This window comes from Dryocola clanedunensis subsp. sulfonylureivorans (assembly GCF_016756775.1).
GTDB classification, from domain to species: Bacteria; Pseudomonadota; Gammaproteobacteria; order Enterobacterales; family Enterobacteriaceae; genus Dryocola; species Dryocola clanedunensis.
Genome location: NZ_JAERMU010000018.1, coordinates 66909 through 82849 on the forward strand (window position 1 = coordinate 66909; position 15941 = coordinate 82849).

The following is a 15941-nucleotide window of genomic DNA, read 5'->3' on the forward strand; positions in this document are numbered from 1 at the left end:
TACTTTGATGGAAAAAATACGCTTAATTATTAACGTATTGATAACGTAAAGGGCGGGAGAATAGATGAAAAATATTATTGTCAGATAAAATAATTAAAAAAATCTGATCGGCTAGAGTTCCCTTCTTAATCATGCTGTACTTCCGCCATCATTTCCTTTGCTGTCCGCTCTCTAATGTTCCAGTATTATCTCATAAACGACACCGTTGAATTCTGGCCTGAACGACATCAGCTTATTGTCAAAGCTCCTGTGCCCAGGACGCTGAACCTGAATGTACCGACAAGCCGCTGCCTGCTGCTCCTTATCGAGCAGAGACCGCAGGCTGTCATGCAGCGAGATTTTTACAGCTATGTGTGGGGAGAGCAGGGGCGAAAAGTATCGGTAAACGCGCTATATCAAAACATAGCCTTACTCAGGAAGCACTTCCGACTCCTTGATATCGCCCTGGAAAATATTGTCGTCACCTTACCTAAGCAGGGTTTCCAGTTAAATGAAACGCTGGAAATAGAAGAAATCACGATTGTTGAAGAAGACATATCAACGGCGCTGTTGGACCACGTTAATGACGCTGTTCAATCACCCGTATTGGAAAAGGTTGAACGCTTTCCTGGACGCCAGATTGCTTATGTCATCGCTATACTGCTGCTGATTCTTCTGCTGAGCGTAACGTTCATTTTGGGTAACAAAATTGGCTTCGAAATTTCTACGCCGCGCTACCATACTGAATATTTTAATTTGACGACAAAAAATGGCTGCCATTACTTTATTAACAAAAAAGACGGCTCATTTGACCTGAACAGTATTAATAAAAGCATCGAAGCGCAATGCAATACCAATCCATATGTTTATATATCGTTAAATGAATACAGCGCTGCGAGTTCTGTTCTGGTATGTAAAAATTCAATCAATGATGATGAACCTGATTGCAGCATCTATACATTTATCAAAAGGTAACGCGTGATGAAGAAGAGGGTGTTTATTACGGTCGTTATTTTTAACGTTATCTTGATGGCATATATTGCATTACTTTCACTTCATCAGTATCGAAGTACCCATTTGTCATGTCAGGGCGAGTTTTCAGGTTTTAATGATGGCGACTTTATTAAAAACAAATTGTATCTTAACTTCTTTGGCGATAGAGGGAGCAACTTCCTGGATGGCGAACTGACCAATGGGGCTGGCGAAAAAAAGAAAGTCCGTCTGTATTATAAGTTTCAACTAATCCGTAAAGGGAATAATTACTCTGTCATTAAGCAGACACCGGCATCTCTTGCGGGTAACGAAGTTAACGAAGCTTCTCTCAAACCTCTTTTCCCGGAGTATATGACCGGAGAGGATAAGGATGGAATTATCACGCTGTATCGCGTTTCAGCGTCATCTTTTATCATCAGTAACTCCTATTTACCGGTATTCTATTGTCATATCACTGAATAGCATAGCTGACATGTGCCTTGCGCTATACCTTCCTGTGTCATACCACGGCTGTCTGTAGCAATGTGGATGCTGCGTTGTCAGCTTCGCTATAGGTGGTCAATATTAATTTGATAAACGATAGCGTAACACCGTCCGAAACTGTCCGTAAATGGCTATCGATCTGGCATTGAGCTTCGTCAGACCTAATTTTTGCAGCGCATTTTTTTTATGTGCACTGACGGTTATTTCAGAAATCTCCATCTCCCGGGAGATGAGTTTTTTGTTTTTCCCCTCCAGTAAACTGTTCATTACCTCCATTTCCCGGGCGGTCAACCCTTTAAACCATGATATTTCTCTCACCCGCAGTGTTTTTATAATCCTTGGTAAATAATGTAGCGCAATGTTTTTAGGAACAATGCCATGCGCCCACATCAAATGATTATATTGACCCACTGCGGCATCAATAAAGTAGATACAATTGAGACGGTGTTTATATGTCGTTAAAATGATTTGCTGTGCGGCCAGGGTATCGCTGACTGAAATCAGAGTGATCTCATTATTTAAAAAGCAGAGATCATCTTCAGTGACAACAGCTTTCACAGGATCAATTACGTGGATGTCATAACCCAGTAGCGAAAGGCATGCTACCGTGCCCAGGAAGAAATAGCTGTCGTCAGAAAATAGAGTAATCATATTCGCTACTGCTTTCCTGAAATGATTTTGCAACACCGTAACCCGGCACAAGAAAGAGTGTCAGAAAGCTACCGGCCAGCATTTTCATCCTGCTGTCATCGGCGGGTACGAAGGTCGCAAATGAAAATACTGGAACATACGCTGTTCAGCATGGCGATTTGATGAAGGATAGGGCAGAAAAAGCAGGCGCTAAAGCTAATGTAATGTAATCAGTAATTGATTAAATATAAAAAGTTTCGGGGTGTACTGTGTTCCAGACATCTTGTGCCTTAACAAGGCAATGTCTTCTTATTTAATCCTTATGAATCAGCCGGGTATGAGTTGATTGCAGATTATTTCTTGGGCCGTTAATGAAGGCTTTATGTTAGAGGGGGCGAAGGCTCAGGCTGAGAGGGGAGAGATCTTAATCAACAATTGAAATCTATTTTAATATTTTAAAAAGAGTATGAACAAACTGAAAGCCTGGCTCCCAGGAGCGTATCAGCGGCATAACGTTGTAGTAAAAAGTTACGCGATTCACCTGCCCGCTGTGCTCAGGCTTAAAAAAACCCGCCGAAGCGGGTTCTTTAACTGAGACAGCTTATTGCAGCAGGGAGATATCCGCTACCTGCAGGAACAGCTCGCGCAGCTTGGAGAGCAGCGTCAGGCGGTTGATACGCAGGTCTTTATCTTCTGCGTTAACCATCACCTTCTCGAAGAACTCATCAACCGGCTCACGCAGGTTAGCTAACTCTTCCAGTGCTTCCTGGTAGCGGCCTTCTGCGAAGAACGGCTCCAGCTTATCGCGCAGCACAACCAGGTTGGTGGCCAGGCGGATCTCTTCAGCCTCTTTCAGGACGGACGCGTGGACATGGTCATTCAGCTGTTCGTCAGACTTCGCCAGAATGTTGGACACGCGCTTATTAGCGGCTGCCAGGGCTGCTGCCGCTTCCAGAGTACGGAAGTGGGAGACAGCCTTCATGCGGGCATCGAAATCGGCTGGCTTGGTTGGACGACGTGCCAGCACGGCCTGGATGGTATCCACGCTGTGGCCCTCTTCCTGATACCAGGCGCGGAAACGGCCCAGCATAAAGTCGATAACCTCATCCACCACCTTCTCGTTGGTCAGCTTGCTGCCGTACAGGCGCACGGCCTCTTCGGTCAGGGTCTGCAGATCCAGCGGCAGGTTCTTCTCAACGATGATGCGCAGCACGCCGAGGGCGGCACGACGCAGAGCAAACGGGTCTTTGTCGCCTTTAGGGTGCTGGCCGATGCCGAAGATACCCGCGAGGGTGTCCATCTTATCGGCGATAGCCACGGCGCAGGCAACCAGGTTGGACGGCAGCTCGTCACCCGCGAAGCGCGGCTGATACTGTTCGTTCAGCGCAACGGCTACGTCTTCCGCTTCGCCGTCGTGACGCGCGTAGTGCATGCCCATCACGCCCTGGGTGTCGGTGAACTCGAAGACCATATTGGTCATCAGGTCGCACTTGGACAGCAGGCCCGCGCGGGTTGCGTGGTTCACGTCAGCGCCAATCTGTCCGGCAATCCAGCCGGAAAGGGCTTCGATGCGGTTGGTCTTGTCGCGCAGCGTACCGAGCTCTTTCTGGAACAGAACGGTTTCCAGACGCGGCAGGTTGTCTTCCAGACGCTTCTTACGGTCGGAATTAAAGAAGAACTCCGCATCCGCCAGACGTGGGCGCACAACCTTCTCGTTGCCGGAGATAATCTGCACCGGATCTTTCGACTCGATGTTGGCCACGAAGATAAAGTTTGGCAGCAGCTTGCCGTCGTTAGCGTATACCGGGAAGTACTTCTGGTCACCCTTCATGGTGTGAACCAGCGCTTCCGCAGGCACGGCGAGGAATTTCTCTTCGAATTTTGCCGTCAGCACCACTGGCCACTCAACCAGCGAGGTCACTTCTTCCAGCAGGCTTTCGCTCAGATCGGCATTGCCGCCGATTTTGCGTGCCGCTTCTTCAGCACCCTGCTTGATGACCGCTTTACGCTGTTCGTAGTCGGCGATGACTTTGCCGCGCTCCAGCAGGATCTGCGGATACTGGTCAGCGTTATCGATGGTGAATTCTGGCTCGCCCATAAAGCGGTGGCCGCGAATTACGCGATCGGATGCGATGCCGAGGATAGTTGCCGGGATAACTTCTTCGCCCAGCAGCAGGGTCACGGTGTGAACCGGACGCACGAACTGAGTCGTGTTATCGCCCCAGCGCATCAGTTTTGGAATGGGCAGCTTGCCCAGCGCGGTGGTAATCATCGCTGGCAGCAGCGCCTGAACGCTTTCGCCTTTGACGTGCGCGCGGTACATCAGCCATTCGCCTTTGTCCGTTACCAGACGCTCGGCCCGATCGACGGTGATGCCGCAGCCGCGAGCCCAGCCTTCTGCGGCCTTGCTCGGCTTGCCTTCGGCATCAAACGCAGCGGAAATGGCCGGGCCACGCTTTTCAACTTCGCGATCCGGCTGGGAAGCGGCCAGGTTAGCGATTTTCAGCGCCAGACGACGCGGAGCCGCAAACCATTTCACTTCGCCGTGGGCGACGTTAGCCGCATCCAGCTCCGCCGTTACGTTCGCAGCAAAGGATTCCGCCAGGCTGCGCAGGGCTTTTGGTGGCAGCTCTTCAGTGCCGATCTCCACCAGAAAAGTTTTTTCAGACATGCCTGCCTCTTAGTTTTTCTTATTGCACATCGGGAAGCCAAGCGCTTCACGGGAAGCGTAGTAGGCTTCGGCCACGGCTTTGGTCAGCGTACGAATACGCAGAATGTAGCGCTGACGCTCGGTTACCGAGATGGCTTTACGCGCATCCAGCAGGTTAAAGCTGTGAGCGGCTTTCAGAATGCGTTCGTAAGCAGGCAGCGGCAGCGGGTTTTCCAGCGCCAGCAGATGCTGGGCTTCTTTCTCATACTGCTCGAAGCAGGAGAACAGGAAATCCACGTCGGCGTGTTCGAAGTTATAGGTTGATTGCTCAACTTCATTCTGGTGGAACACGTCGCCGTAGGTGGTTTTACCCAGCGGGCCGTCGCTCCACACCAGATCGTAAACGCTGTCCACGCCCTGAATGTACATGGCCAGACGCTCTAAGCCGTAGGTGATTTCGCCGGTAACCGGCTTACACTCCAGGCCGCCAACCTGCTGGAAGTAGGTGAACTGCGTCACTTCCATGCCGTTGAGCCACACTTCCCAGCCCAGACCCCAGGCACCCAGCGTCGGGTTTTCCCAGTTGTCTTCAACGAAGCGAATATCATGGATGGTTGGGTCCATACCCAGCTCTTTAAGAGAACCGAGGTACAGCTCCTGAATATTGTCCGGGGACGGCTTAATCACCACCTGGAACTGATAATAGTGCTGTAAGCGGTTCGGGTTCTCACCGTAGCGGCCGTCTGTTGGACGACGTGATGGCTGCACATAAGCAGTCGCCATCGGCTCCGGACCTAAAGCCCGCAGGCAGGTCATAGGGTGAGAGGTGCCGGCGCCAACTTCCATGTCCAAAGGTTGAACAATGGTGCAGCCCTGGCGGGCCCAGTAATCCTGTAAGGTCAGGATCAGGCCTTGAAAGGTCTTGGTATCAAACTTTTGCATGTTGATTTCGCACGCGTTCGAGTGGGTTTAAAGTGAAGCGGCCAGTATACCCGTTGACCGCAAGATATACAGCCTGAATACGCGCGCAAATCGGGGCTGTTTGCCAACGGTTGCGGCTTTATGCCGTCGAAAGGTGTAAGAATTGACCACTTTGGTCAAAGGAGCAGGTAAAACCTTCCTGCCGAACAGTACTGCCTTTTATCTCAAAACTCCCCTGATACTGCTTAATATCCCGCAGGTTGATGCGTTGTTCACGCGTATTATAACGGTACGCCGCCTCCTGTTTGCAGGCTTCAAGCATCGCACTGCTTTGTGCCAGGGGCGGATGGGCCCGCTGGGCAAACTGAGGATGGTTCTCTTTCGTGCTACAGGCACTCAGCAGGAGCACCATCAGGGCGATTACCCAACAGCTATTTTTATTTTCAGGCATCATCATTCACTATCAGTACGTTAAACTTATTGTTGTTATTAACAATTTATTGTCGACAGGCATTCTGCAAACCCGGTCAGCAGAAGGCAAGGTAGCGAGTAGAAACTCAGAAAAAACCATTTCAATAATGGTACAGAGGAACGAATGCAGCAAAAAATTAACTGGATAGATAATCTGCGCGGCATCGCATGCCTGATGGTGGTGATGATCCATACCACAACTTGGTACATCACGAATGCGAACGTGGTCACTCCATTTAGTTGGGATTTGTCGAACGTGCTGAATTCGGCCTCGCGCGTTAGCGTGCCGCTGTTTTTTATGATTTCCGGCTACCTGTTTTTTGGTGAGCGCAGCGCGCAGCAGCGTCACTTTGTCCGCATCGGCCTCTGTCTGCTGTTCTATAGCGTGATTGCGCTCATCTATATCAAGCTTTTCACCCCTATTAGCGTCGGGCTTTCGCTGCGCTACATCCTGCAAAAACCGATCTTTTACCACCTGTGGTTCTTCTTCGCGATCATCGTCATCTATCTGCTTTCCCCACTTATTCAGGTTAAAAAGACTAATGCGATGGTCGTGCTGGGGCTGATGGTTTTACTGGGCGTAATCGCCAATCCGAACACCGTTCCACAGACGATCGGCAACATGAAGTGGCTGCCCATCAACCTCTACATTCGCGGCGATACCTTCTATTACGTGCTTTACGGTCTGCTGGGCCGGGCGGTCGGCATGCTCGACACGCAGAAGGGGTGGATTAGCGGACTGGCAGCGGGATTGTTCGCGCTGTGCGTGGTGTCTATTTCACTGGGGACACATATGCAGCTGGAAATAAACGGCAATTTCGCCGACACCTTCTACGTTTACTGCGGCCCGCTCGTCTTTATTGCGGCAATCAGCCTGTTCGTGGTGGTTAAAAACTGTCTCAATGCCGGAGCCGTGCCCGGACTTGCGCTGATTTCGCGCTATTCGCTGGGGATATACGGCTTCCACGCGCTGATCATCCACTTCCTGCGCACCCACGGCTACCAGGTTACGGCCTGGCCGGTGCTGGATATTCTGTGGATCTTCGGGGCCACGCTCGCGGGCAGCCTGCTGCTTTCCATGGGGCTGCAGCGTCTCGATACCAGAAGGCTGGTGAGCTAAACGATATTGCGCGCGCGGGCGCGGTGGAGCTGGCGGGGGGAAGAAAACCCCGCCGCCACCGCCGCCTGTTCCATGCGCTGCCCCTGCAATAAACGCTGCTCGGCGACCGCCAGCCGCAGCTGTTCCAGATAGTCCCGCACCGATATCCCCAGATGCTGCTGGAAAAGCCGCGATAAATGCCGCGAACTGACGTGGACCCGCCCGGCGATCTCCTCCACTCCCCAGGCTGACTCCGGCGAGGCCGACAGCAAATCCTGAGCGCGATGCACCGCGGGATGAATATGGTTACGGTAGCGCAGCCACGGTGAAAGCTGCGGGTCGTCCCCCGAGCGGCGGAACCAGACCACCATCTCCCGGGCGACGTCGAGCGCCGCTTTTGGCCCGCAGTAGCGGTTTATCAGGTGCAGCGACAGGTCGATACCGGAGGTGATCCCGGCGCTCGTCCAGATGCCCCTGTCCTCAATGAAAATCCGGTTGTCCTTAACCTGGGCGGCAGGCGCTGCGGCGCGCAGTCTTGCCAGCACGTCATGATGGGTGGTGCACTGTATGCCGGTGAGCAGCCCGGCCCTGGCGGCGAGCAGCGAACCGGAGCAGACGCACATCAGGTTGATCTGCTGGCTGTGGATCTGCGGCTGCAGGCGGGTGAGCCAGCGGCGCACGGCTTCCGCCTGCGGGGTATCGAAGAAATGATTAGAATCGCTGACGCCCGGCAGCACCAGCAGGCTGCCGGGGGGCAGGCTCTCCGGCAGCGGTTCAATGCCGCCGAAGCTAAGGCCGATAGAGGTGGCGACCTGCGGGTCCGGGCCGATAAAGCGCAGGTGGAACGCATCCCCCGCCAGCACCAGCGTCTCCGCCGGGCCGGTCAGATCCAGCGATAAAACACCGGGCAGCACCACGAACCAGACCCCAATACTCACGATAAAGACTCCAGGCACTCGGCGACGGTTTGAACTTCGGCAAAGCGCCCCGCCAGCACCGTTTCGGTACGGTGGCGCAGGGTCGCGGCATCCAGCGTAACGCCTTTCCAGCGCATCGGGAAGGTGAGCATCGCCTCGCTGACAAAAGAAACCCGGTAGCCGAGATCTGACGCAACGCGGGTGGTGGTTTCACAGCACTGCTCGGTGCGAATGCCGCAGATAATCAGGTGACTGATATCCCTTGTGCGCAGCCAGTGGTCGAGGCCGGTATCCGTGAAGGCGTTATGCACGTGCTTCCGGAAGGTCACTTCAGCCGTATGGTGTAAAAAAGGCATCGCCTGAACGTGGCCGGAGGCCAGCGAGAAAGGCCCCTGCTCATCAACGTGAAAGATATCTACTACCGGCAGGCGCAGGTCCTGGCAGCCCGCAATCAGCCGGGTTATCGCCTGCTGAAAGGTGGGAACGTCATCTTCCTGCCAGTAGTCGCGATGAAAAAAGGACTGTTGGGTATCAATGTTGATCAAAGCGCAACGGGACATTTTCGGACTCCTCATCGGTGGGTATGAAGCCATTGTTGCAAGGGATGAGGCGGCTGCTAATACCAAAAACGGACAGGATAAGGGTGGTTTGGGACGTGTATTAGTCGGATTCAAGTCGGATGACGCTGCGCCTGGCCGACCTGTAAACGGGTGGATAAGCGCAGGCGCCATCCACCGTGTGAAACAACTCAGGACATCAGCGGCAGCAGCTGCTGGTAAATCTGGTTAAACACCTGGCGACGCCCGGCATATTTCTGGTGGCGCGCCATATCCGGCCGGTGCTGCTGCTCAAGGGGAAGCTGCGGCAGCAACGATTGCAGCGGCTGCCCCGGTGACATCGCAATCTGTGCCAGCCGCGCTGCGCCAAGCGCCGGGCCGACGTCGCCGCCGGTGCGGTAATCCAGCGTTTGCCCGCTGATATCCGCCAGCATTTGCCGCCAGTAAGGGCTGCGCGCGCCGCCGCCGATAAGCGTTATGCTCTTCGGCGTAATGCCGCAGGAGTGCACCACGTCCATACCGTCTGCCAGCGCATAGCCCACGCCTTCAAGCACCGCACGGGCTAACTCCGCCGGGCCGTGCTGATGGCTCAGGCCAAAGAACACGCCCTTCGCCTGCGGGTTGTTGTGCGGGGTGCGTTCCCCGGAGAGGTACGGCAGGAACCACACCACGCCAGCATCCTCATTGGCCTGTTCCGCCGCGGCAAGCAAAGCGGGAACGCTGCCCAGCCCGGTTAATCTGGCTGCCCAGTCCAGGCAGGAGGCCGCGCTGAGCATGACCGACATCAGGTGCCAGCGGTTTGGCAAGGCGTGACAGAAACTGTGAACCGCGCTTTCCGGTTTGCTGCGGAAGCCGTCGCTGACCGCAAAGTAAACGCCGGAAGTCCCCAGCGACAGCATGGCCTGGCCCGCATCGACCATGCCGACGCTGACGGCACCCGCCGCGTTATCGCCGCCGCCCGCCACTACCGGCACGGCGGGCATCTTCCAGGCACCGGCAACGTCTGCCTTCAGCACGCCGGTAATCTCGCTGCCTTCGAAAAGCTGCGGCATATGCTGGCGGCTAAGGCGACAGGCATCGAGCATCGTGTCGCTCCAGTCGCGCTTTGCCACGTCCAGCCACATCGTACCCGCCGCGTCGGACATGTCGCTTGCGAACTCGCCCGTCATGCGCAGGCGCAGATAGTCCTTCGGCAGCAGGACTTTGTTAATTTGCGAGAAAATTTCCGGCTCGTGGCGTTCCACCCACAGCAGTTTTGGCGCGGTGAAGCCCGGCATCATCAGGTTGCCGGTGAGCTCGCGGGAGCCTTCAACGTTGGCTTCCAGCAGCGCGCACTCTTCGCCGCTGCGGCCGTCGTTCCATAAAATCGCGGGGCGTAAAACCTGCTGTTTGCTGTCCAGTAATGTTGCGCCGTGCATCTGCCCGGCAATGCCCATGGCTTTTACGCCCTGCAAAGAGTGCTGCTCACCAAGCGCTTTCATCGCCCGGTCCGTTGCCTGCCACCAGGACTCAGGATCCTGTTCCGACCACAGGGGATGCGGACGAGAGACGCTCAAAGGCTCCGTGCGGGATGCCAGCACCTCGCCGTTCTCGCCGAGCAAAATCGCTTTTACGCCCGAGGTACCAAGGTCGATTCCGATGTACATAGTGGCAGTTCCTTATTGCAGCGCCACGGTGCTCGTGGCGCAGACGGGGTGGAAAAACTTACTTATCGAACAGATAGTGGTTAACCAGGTTTTCCAGCAGCTCCTGATGGCCGCTCTGGTGCTGCGGTGCCAGGTTGTGCTGCTCAGCGTACTGCGCAATCTGCGCCAGCGACATCTGTCCCTTCAGAATTTGCTGGCCCAGTTCACCATTCCAGCCCGCGTAGCGTTTTGCCACGCGTTTATCCAGCTCGCCGTCTTCTATCATGCGGGCCGCGATTTTCAGGGACAGCGCCATGACGTCCATGGCACCAATATGGCCGTAGAACAGATCGTATTTGTCGGTGCTCTGACGACGAACCTTGGCGTCGAAGTTCAGCCCGCCGGTCGCAAAGCCGCCCGCCTTGAGGATTTCGTACATCACTAAAGCGTTTTCTTCCACGCTGTTCGGGAACTGGTCGGTATCCCAGCCCAGCTGCGGGTCGCCGCGGTTGGCATCCACGGAGCCGAAGATGCCCAGAGCGATGGCGCTGGCGATTTCATGGTGGAAAGAGTGGCCCGCAAGCGTGGCGTGGTTAGCTTCGATGTTTACCTTGATCTCTTTTTCCAGGCCGAACTGCTTCAGGAAGCCGTAAACCGTGGCGACGTCGTAGTCGTACTGGTGCTTGGTCGGCTCCTGCGGTTTTGGCTCTATGAGCAGCGTGCCGCGGAAACCAATTTTATGTTTGTGCTCAACCACCATCTGCATGAAGCGGCCGATTTGCTCGCGCTCCTGGCGCAGGTCGGTGTTCAGCAGGGATTCGTAGCCTTCACGCCCACCCCACAGCACGTAGTTTTCACCGCCCAGCTGGTGCGTTGCGTTCATGGCTGCCACAACCTGAGAGGCCGCCCAGGAGAACACTTCCGGGTCCGGGTTGGTGGCGGCGCCTGCGCCGTAGCGCGGGTTGGTGAAGCAGTTTGCCGTGCCCCACAGCAGCTTAACGCCCGTCTCCTGCTGCTTTTGCGCCAGCAGTTCAGTCATCTGCGCGAAGTTGTTCAGATACTCTTTTAAGGAGGCCCCTTCCGGGGAGACGTCGACATCGTGGAAGCAGTAGTAGGGCACGTTCAGCTTGTGGAAAAATTCGAAGGCGACGTCGGCCTTACGTTTTGCCAGCGCCAGCGCGTCACCGGCCTGCTGCCACGGGCGCTCGAACGCGCCAACGCCGAACATATCTGCCCCGTTCCAGCAGAAGGTGTGCCAGTAGCAGGCGGCGAAGCGCAGATGCTCCTCCATGCGCTTGCCCAGCACCAGCTCATCAGGGTTGTAGTGGCGGAACGCCAGCGGATTGGTGGATTTAGGGCCTTCAAAGCGAACTTTATCTAACTGGTCGAAATAGGCTTGCATAATGAACTCCGTAATCAGGAAAACGAGCGACCGGGCGAATGGAATGTCCGTTTATCCTAGATTTTCCGCGGCGGATGCTCAATTACGTTATTTCACACTGCGCTTTAGAGAATACCCAAACGTGCGCCACCTCGCAAAAAATGCTGAAAAATAATCAGCGAAATCATTCGAGGCCTATTCCATAAATTATGAGAAACAATGAGCGGGCTAATTTAAAAGAAGATCCCCATCATAAATTGACAATTAAACCAAAAAGCGTAATGGGAAAATAAAAATCTGTAATTGATGATTATTCAAACAGCGTCAACAATTCCCTGCGTCTGCACCCGTTCATCCTTCTTTAATCCGAATAATCACCACCCTACAGGTAACAATAATATGAAGATTAAGAACCTCTTACTGACACTATGTGCATCGCTGGTACTCACCAGCGTGAGCGGCATCGCCAAAGAAGTTAAAATCGGTATGGCCATTGATGACCTGCGCCTTGAGCGCTGGCAGAAAGACCGCGATATCTTCGTGAAGAAAGCGGAATCGCTGGGGGCGAAGGTGTTTGTCCAGTCAGCCAACGGCAACGAAGAGACCCAGATGTCGCAAATTGAAAACATGATCAACCGCGGCGTGGATGTGCTGGTCATTATTCCCTACAACGGACAGGTATTAAGTAACGTGGTCGCCGAGGCGAAACGTGAAGGCATAAAAGTATTAGCTTACGACCGCATGATTAATAATGCGGATATTGATTATTACATCTCTTTCGACAATGAGAAAGTCGGCGAACTTCAGGCGCAAAGCATTGTTGATAAAGTGCCTTCCGGTAATTATTTCTTAATGGGCGGCTCGCCGGTTGATAATAACGCCAAGCTTTTCCGCGCCGGGCAGATGAAAGTCTTAAAACCCTATATTGATAGCGGGAAAATAAAAGTGGTGGGCGATCAGTGGGCGGACGGCTGGCTGCCGGAAAACGCGCTGAAAATTATGGAAAATGCCCTGACGGCGAACAACAACAAAATTGATGCCGTCGTCGCCTCAAACGATGCCACCGCAGGCGGGGCCATTCAGGCTCTTAGCGCGCAAGGGCTGGCGGGCAAAGTGGCTATTTCCGGTCAGGATGCGGATCTGGCGGGGGTGAAGCGCATTATGGCGGGTACGCAAACCATGACGGTTTATAAGCCGATCACCAAACTGGCGAATACCGCAGCGGAAATTGCCGTGGAGCTGGGCGAAGGCAAAACGCCGGCTTCGGACGCCAGACTCAATAACGGCCTGAAAGATGTCCCTTCCCGTCTGTTAACGCCAGTCGAAGTCGATAAGGCCAATATCGACAGCACCGTGGTGGCGGACGGCTTCCACAAGAAGAGCGAGCTGTAACCTTTTCGCCCGTGGCACGCTGCGGGCGGCAACCTTTAGCCAGACGGGGGAAGGGTTATGCCTTACTTGCTGGAAATGAAACAGATCACCAAGGCTTTTGGCGTGGTGAAGGCGGTGGATAACGTCAGCCTGTCGCTCAACGCCGGGGAAGTGATGTCCCTGTGCGGAGAGAACGGCTCCGGAAAATCCACGCTGATGAAAGTGCTGTGCGGCATTTACCCCTACGGCAGCTATGAGGGCGAAATCTGGTTTGCGGGAGAAAAGCTCCAGGCCGCCCACATTCGCGACACCGAACGCAAGGGTATCGCCATCATCCACCAGGAGCTGGCGCTGGTGAAGCACCTCACTATTCTTGAGAACATTTTTCTCGGCGCTGAAATCACCCGCTTTGGCGTGCTGGACTACGAAAGCATGACCCTGCGCTGCCAGAAGCTGCTTGCGCAGGTCAGCCTGAATATTTCCCCTGACACGCGAGTGGGCGAGCTGGGGCTGGGGCAGCAGCAGCTGGTGGAAATCGCCAAGGCGCTGAATAAACAGGTGCGGCTGCTGATTCTGGATGAGCCAACGGCCTCGCTCACCGAACAGGAAACGGCCATTTTACTGAGAATTATTCGCGATCTTCAGGATCACGGCATCGCCTGTATCTACATCTCCCACAAGCTCAACGAGGTGAAAGCGATCTCCGACACCATCTGCGTGATCCGCGACGGGCAGCCGATAGGCACGCGGGATGCGGCCCAGATGAGCGAGGATGACATTATTACCATGATGGTGGGTCGTGAGCTGACGGCCCTCTATCCCAGCGAGCCGCACCAGACCGGCGAGGAGATCCTGCGCGTTGAGCATCTCACCGCCTGGCACCCGGTTAACCGGCAGATCAAACGGGTGAACGACGTGTCGTTTTTCCTGCGTAAAGGGGAGATTCTGGGCATTGCCGGGCTGGTCGGGGCAGGGCGCACCGAGGCGGTCCAGTGCCTGTTCGGCGTCTGGCCGGGCAGGTCGGAGGGACAGATCTACATCGACAACAGGCCGGTAAAAATCAGCCGCTGCCAGCAGGCTATCGCACACGGCATCGCCATGGTGCCGGAAGACCGCAAAAGAGACGGCATCGTGCCGGTGATGGCGGTGGGGCAGAACATCACGCTGGCCTCGCTGGGGCAGTTTTCCGGCGCGTTATCAAGCCTGGACGACGCCGCCGAACAAAACTGCATCCTGCAGTCCATTCAGCGGCTGAAGGTGAAAACCTCCTCGCCGGAGCTGGCCATCGGTCGCCTGAGCGGCGGCAACCAGCAAAAGGCCATTCTTGCCCGCTGCCTGCTGCTCAACCCGCGCATTCTTATCCTTGACGAGCCCACGCGCGGCATTGATATCGGGGCCAAATACGAAATCTACAAGCTGATAAACCAGCTCGTGCAGCAGGGCATAGCGGTGATTGTCATCTCCTCTGAGCTGCCCGAGGTGCTGGGGCTGAGCGACCGGGTGCTGGTGATGCACGAGGGGCGTATCAAAGCCGATTTGATCAATAACAACCTGACCCAGGAACAGGTTATGGAAGCCGCACTGAGGAGTGACCACCATGTCGAAAAGCAACCCGTCTGAAATCAAACTGGCGGCCCCGCTGGCGACCCTGTTTGCCGGCCTGAAGGCGATGAATCTGCAGGTGTTTGTGATGATTGCCGCGATTGTGGCCATCGTGCTGTTCTTTACCTGGACCACCGACGGCGCCTATCTGAGCGCGCGTAACGTCTCTAACCTGCTGCGCCAGACGGCCATTACCGGCATTCTGGCGGTGGGCATGGTGTTCGTGATTATCTCGGCGGAAATCGATCTCTCCGTCGGCTCGATGATGGGGCTGCTGGGGGGCGTGGCGGCAATCTTTGACGTCTGGCTGGGCTGGCCGCTGCCGTTAACCATTGTGGTTACGCTCGCGCTCGGCCTGGTGCTCGGGGCGTGGAACGGCTGGTGGGTTGCCTATCGCAAGGTGCCGTCGTTTATCGTCACTCTTGCGGGCATGCTGGCGTTTCGCGGCGTACTAATCGGCATTACCAACGGCACCACGGTTTCGCCGACGAGCGCGGCCATGTCGCAAATCGGCCAGAGCTACCTGCCGGACGGCATCGGCTTTGGCGCGGGCGTGCTGGCGCTGGTGGCCTTTGTCGGCTGGCAGTGGCGGCTGCGAATGCGCCGTCAGGCGCTGGGGCTGGTCACGCCAGCCTCCACCGGCGTCGTGGGGCGGCAGGCCATCACGGCTGTGATTGTGCTGGGGGCGATATGGCTGCTCAACGACTACCGTGGCGTCCCCACGCCGGTGCTCATTTTGACCCTGCTGCTGCTGGCGGGGATGTTTATGGCTACCCGCACCGCCTTTGGCCGCCGCATCTATGCCATTGGCGGCAATATCGAAGCGGCGCGGCTTTCCGGGATTAACGTCGAGCGCACCAAGCTGGCGGTCTTCGCTATCAACGGCCTGATGGTGGCCATTGCCGGGCTGATCCTCAGCTCGCGCCTGGGGGCCGGTTCGCCTTCTGCGGGGAATATCGCCGAACTGGATGCCATCGCCGCCTGCGTCATCGGCGGCACCAGCCTTGCCGGGGGCATCGGCAGCGTCGCCGGGGCCGTCATGGGGGCCTTTATTATGGCTTCGCTGGATAACGGCATGAGTATGATGGACGTGCCGACCTTCTGGCAGTACATCGTTAAGGGGGCCATTTTACTGCTGGCGGTGTGGATGGATTCCGCCACCAAGCGCCGGGCGTGAGAATGTGCAGGCGATCACAATGCCGGGGAACGAAACCCCGGTTTTGCACACGGCTATGGTATTCAAATACCGGGTAATTTCAGGA

At 55.3% G+C, this 15941-nt stretch carries 14 protein-coding genes; 6 read left to right on the plus strand and 8 right to left on the minus strand.

All coding sequences use genetic code 11. The annotated features are described in order from the left end of the window. Positions 1-174: 174 nt before the first annotated feature. Together HYQ67_RS17705 and HYQ67_RS17710 are read left to right on the plus strand one after the other, a co-directional pair. Positions 175-954: a winged helix-turn-helix domain-containing protein gene (locus HYQ67_RS17705; protein WP_202305647.1), complete on the plus strand. Its 780-nt coding sequence runs from the start codon at positions 175-177 to the stop codon at positions 952-954. A gap of 6 nt (positions 955-960) precedes the next feature. Continuing rightward, a complete protein-coding gene (locus HYQ67_RS17710; protein WP_202305648.1) occupies positions 961-1434 on the plus strand; it encodes a hypothetical protein in 474 nt (157 codons plus the stop codon). Between the two features lie 102 nt (positions 1435-1536). Here the strand turns inward: HYQ67_RS17710 and HYQ67_RS17715 are convergent, their stop codons facing one another. The 4 genes from HYQ67_RS17715 to HYQ67_RS17730 all read right to left on the minus strand — a co-directional run bounded on the left by HYQ67_RS17715 (position 1537) and on the right by HYQ67_RS17730 (position 6113). Beyond that, positions 1537-2106 (minus strand): LuxR C-terminal-related transcriptional regulator, encoded by a 570-nt coding sequence (locus tag HYQ67_RS17715; RefSeq protein ID WP_202305649.1) that lies wholly within the window; start codon positions 2104-2106, stop codon positions 1537-1539. Positions 2107-2686: 580 nt separating this feature from the next. Continuing rightward, a complete protein-coding gene (gene glyS, locus HYQ67_RS17720) occupies positions 2687-4756 on the minus strand; it encodes a glycine--tRNA ligase subunit beta (protein ID WP_202305650.1) in 2070 nt (689 codons plus the stop codon). Between the two features lie 9 nt (positions 4757-4765). Then, positions 4766-5677 carry a glycine--tRNA ligase subunit alpha gene (glyQ, locus tag HYQ67_RS17725; protein ID WP_202305652.1) on the minus strand — a complete coding sequence of 304 codons (912 nt, stop codon included), beginning with the start codon at positions 5675-5677 and terminating at the stop codon, positions 4766-4768. Between the two features lie 118 nt (positions 5678-5795). Then, on the minus strand, positions 5796-6113 hold the full coding sequence (locus HYQ67_RS17730; protein WP_237391308.1) for a YsaB family lipoprotein: 318 nt from the start codon (positions 6111-6113) through the stop codon (positions 5796-5798). 138 nt (positions 6114-6251) lie between these two features. Between HYQ67_RS17730 and HYQ67_RS17735 the strand changes: the two genes are divergently transcribed. Continuing rightward, positions 6252-7247 (plus strand): acyltransferase, encoded by a 996-nt coding sequence (locus tag HYQ67_RS17735; RefSeq protein ID WP_202305654.1) that lies wholly within the window; start codon positions 6252-6254, stop codon positions 7245-7247. Here HYQ67_RS17735 and HYQ67_RS17740 read toward each other — a convergent pair. The 4 genes from HYQ67_RS17740 to xylA form a co-directional block, all read right to left on the minus strand. Next, positions 7244-8164, minus strand: coding sequence for a helix-turn-helix domain-containing protein (locus HYQ67_RS17740; RefSeq protein WP_202305656.1), 921 nt, complete (start codon positions 8162-8164; stop codon positions 7244-7246). The genes HYQ67_RS17735 and HYQ67_RS17740 overlap by 4 nt on opposite strands. Beyond that, a complete protein-coding gene (locus HYQ67_RS17745; RefSeq protein ID WP_202305657.1) occupies positions 8161-8703 on the minus strand; it encodes an isochorismatase family protein in 543 nt (180 codons plus the stop codon). The genes HYQ67_RS17740 and HYQ67_RS17745 overlap by 4 nt, the downstream gene beginning before the upstream one ends. A gap of 188 nt (positions 8704-8891) precedes the next feature. Further along, the gene (gene xylB, locus HYQ67_RS17750; RefSeq protein WP_202305658.1) at positions 8892-10346 is read right to left on the minus strand and encodes a xylulokinase; all 1455 of its coding nucleotides are present in this window, start codon (positions 10344-10346) and stop codon (positions 8892-8894) included. A 58-nt stretch (positions 10347-10404) separates the two neighbouring features. Then, positions 10405-11727 (minus strand): xylose isomerase, encoded by a 1323-nt coding sequence (gene xylA / locus HYQ67_RS17755; RefSeq protein ID WP_202305659.1) that lies wholly within the window; start codon positions 11725-11727, stop codon positions 10405-10407. Between the two features lie 378 nt (positions 11728-12105). On the opposite strand from xylA, the gene xylF reads away from it, so the two are divergent. From xylF to xylH, 3 genes are read left to right on the plus strand one after another with little or no spacing between them, the layout of a single operon-like run. Then, the gene (xylF, locus tag HYQ67_RS17760; RefSeq protein ID WP_202305660.1) at positions 12106-13098 is read left to right on the plus strand and encodes a D-xylose ABC transporter substrate-binding protein; all 993 of its coding nucleotides are present in this window, start codon (positions 12106-12108) and stop codon (positions 13096-13098) included. A gap of 57 nt (positions 13099-13155) precedes the next feature. Beyond that, positions 13156-14697 carry a xylose ABC transporter ATP-binding protein gene (locus tag HYQ67_RS17765; RefSeq protein ID WP_202305661.1) on the plus strand — a complete coding sequence of 514 codons (1542 nt, stop codon included), beginning with the start codon at positions 13156-13158 and terminating at the stop codon, positions 14695-14697. Continuing rightward, the gene (xylH, locus tag HYQ67_RS17770; RefSeq protein ID WP_202305662.1) at positions 14675-15856 is read left to right on the plus strand and encodes a xylose ABC transporter permease XylH; all 1182 of its coding nucleotides are present in this window, start codon (positions 14675-14677) and stop codon (positions 15854-15856) included. Before HYQ67_RS17765 ends, xylH begins: the two co-directional genes overlap by 23 nt. Positions 15857-15941: the final 85 nt, after the last annotated feature.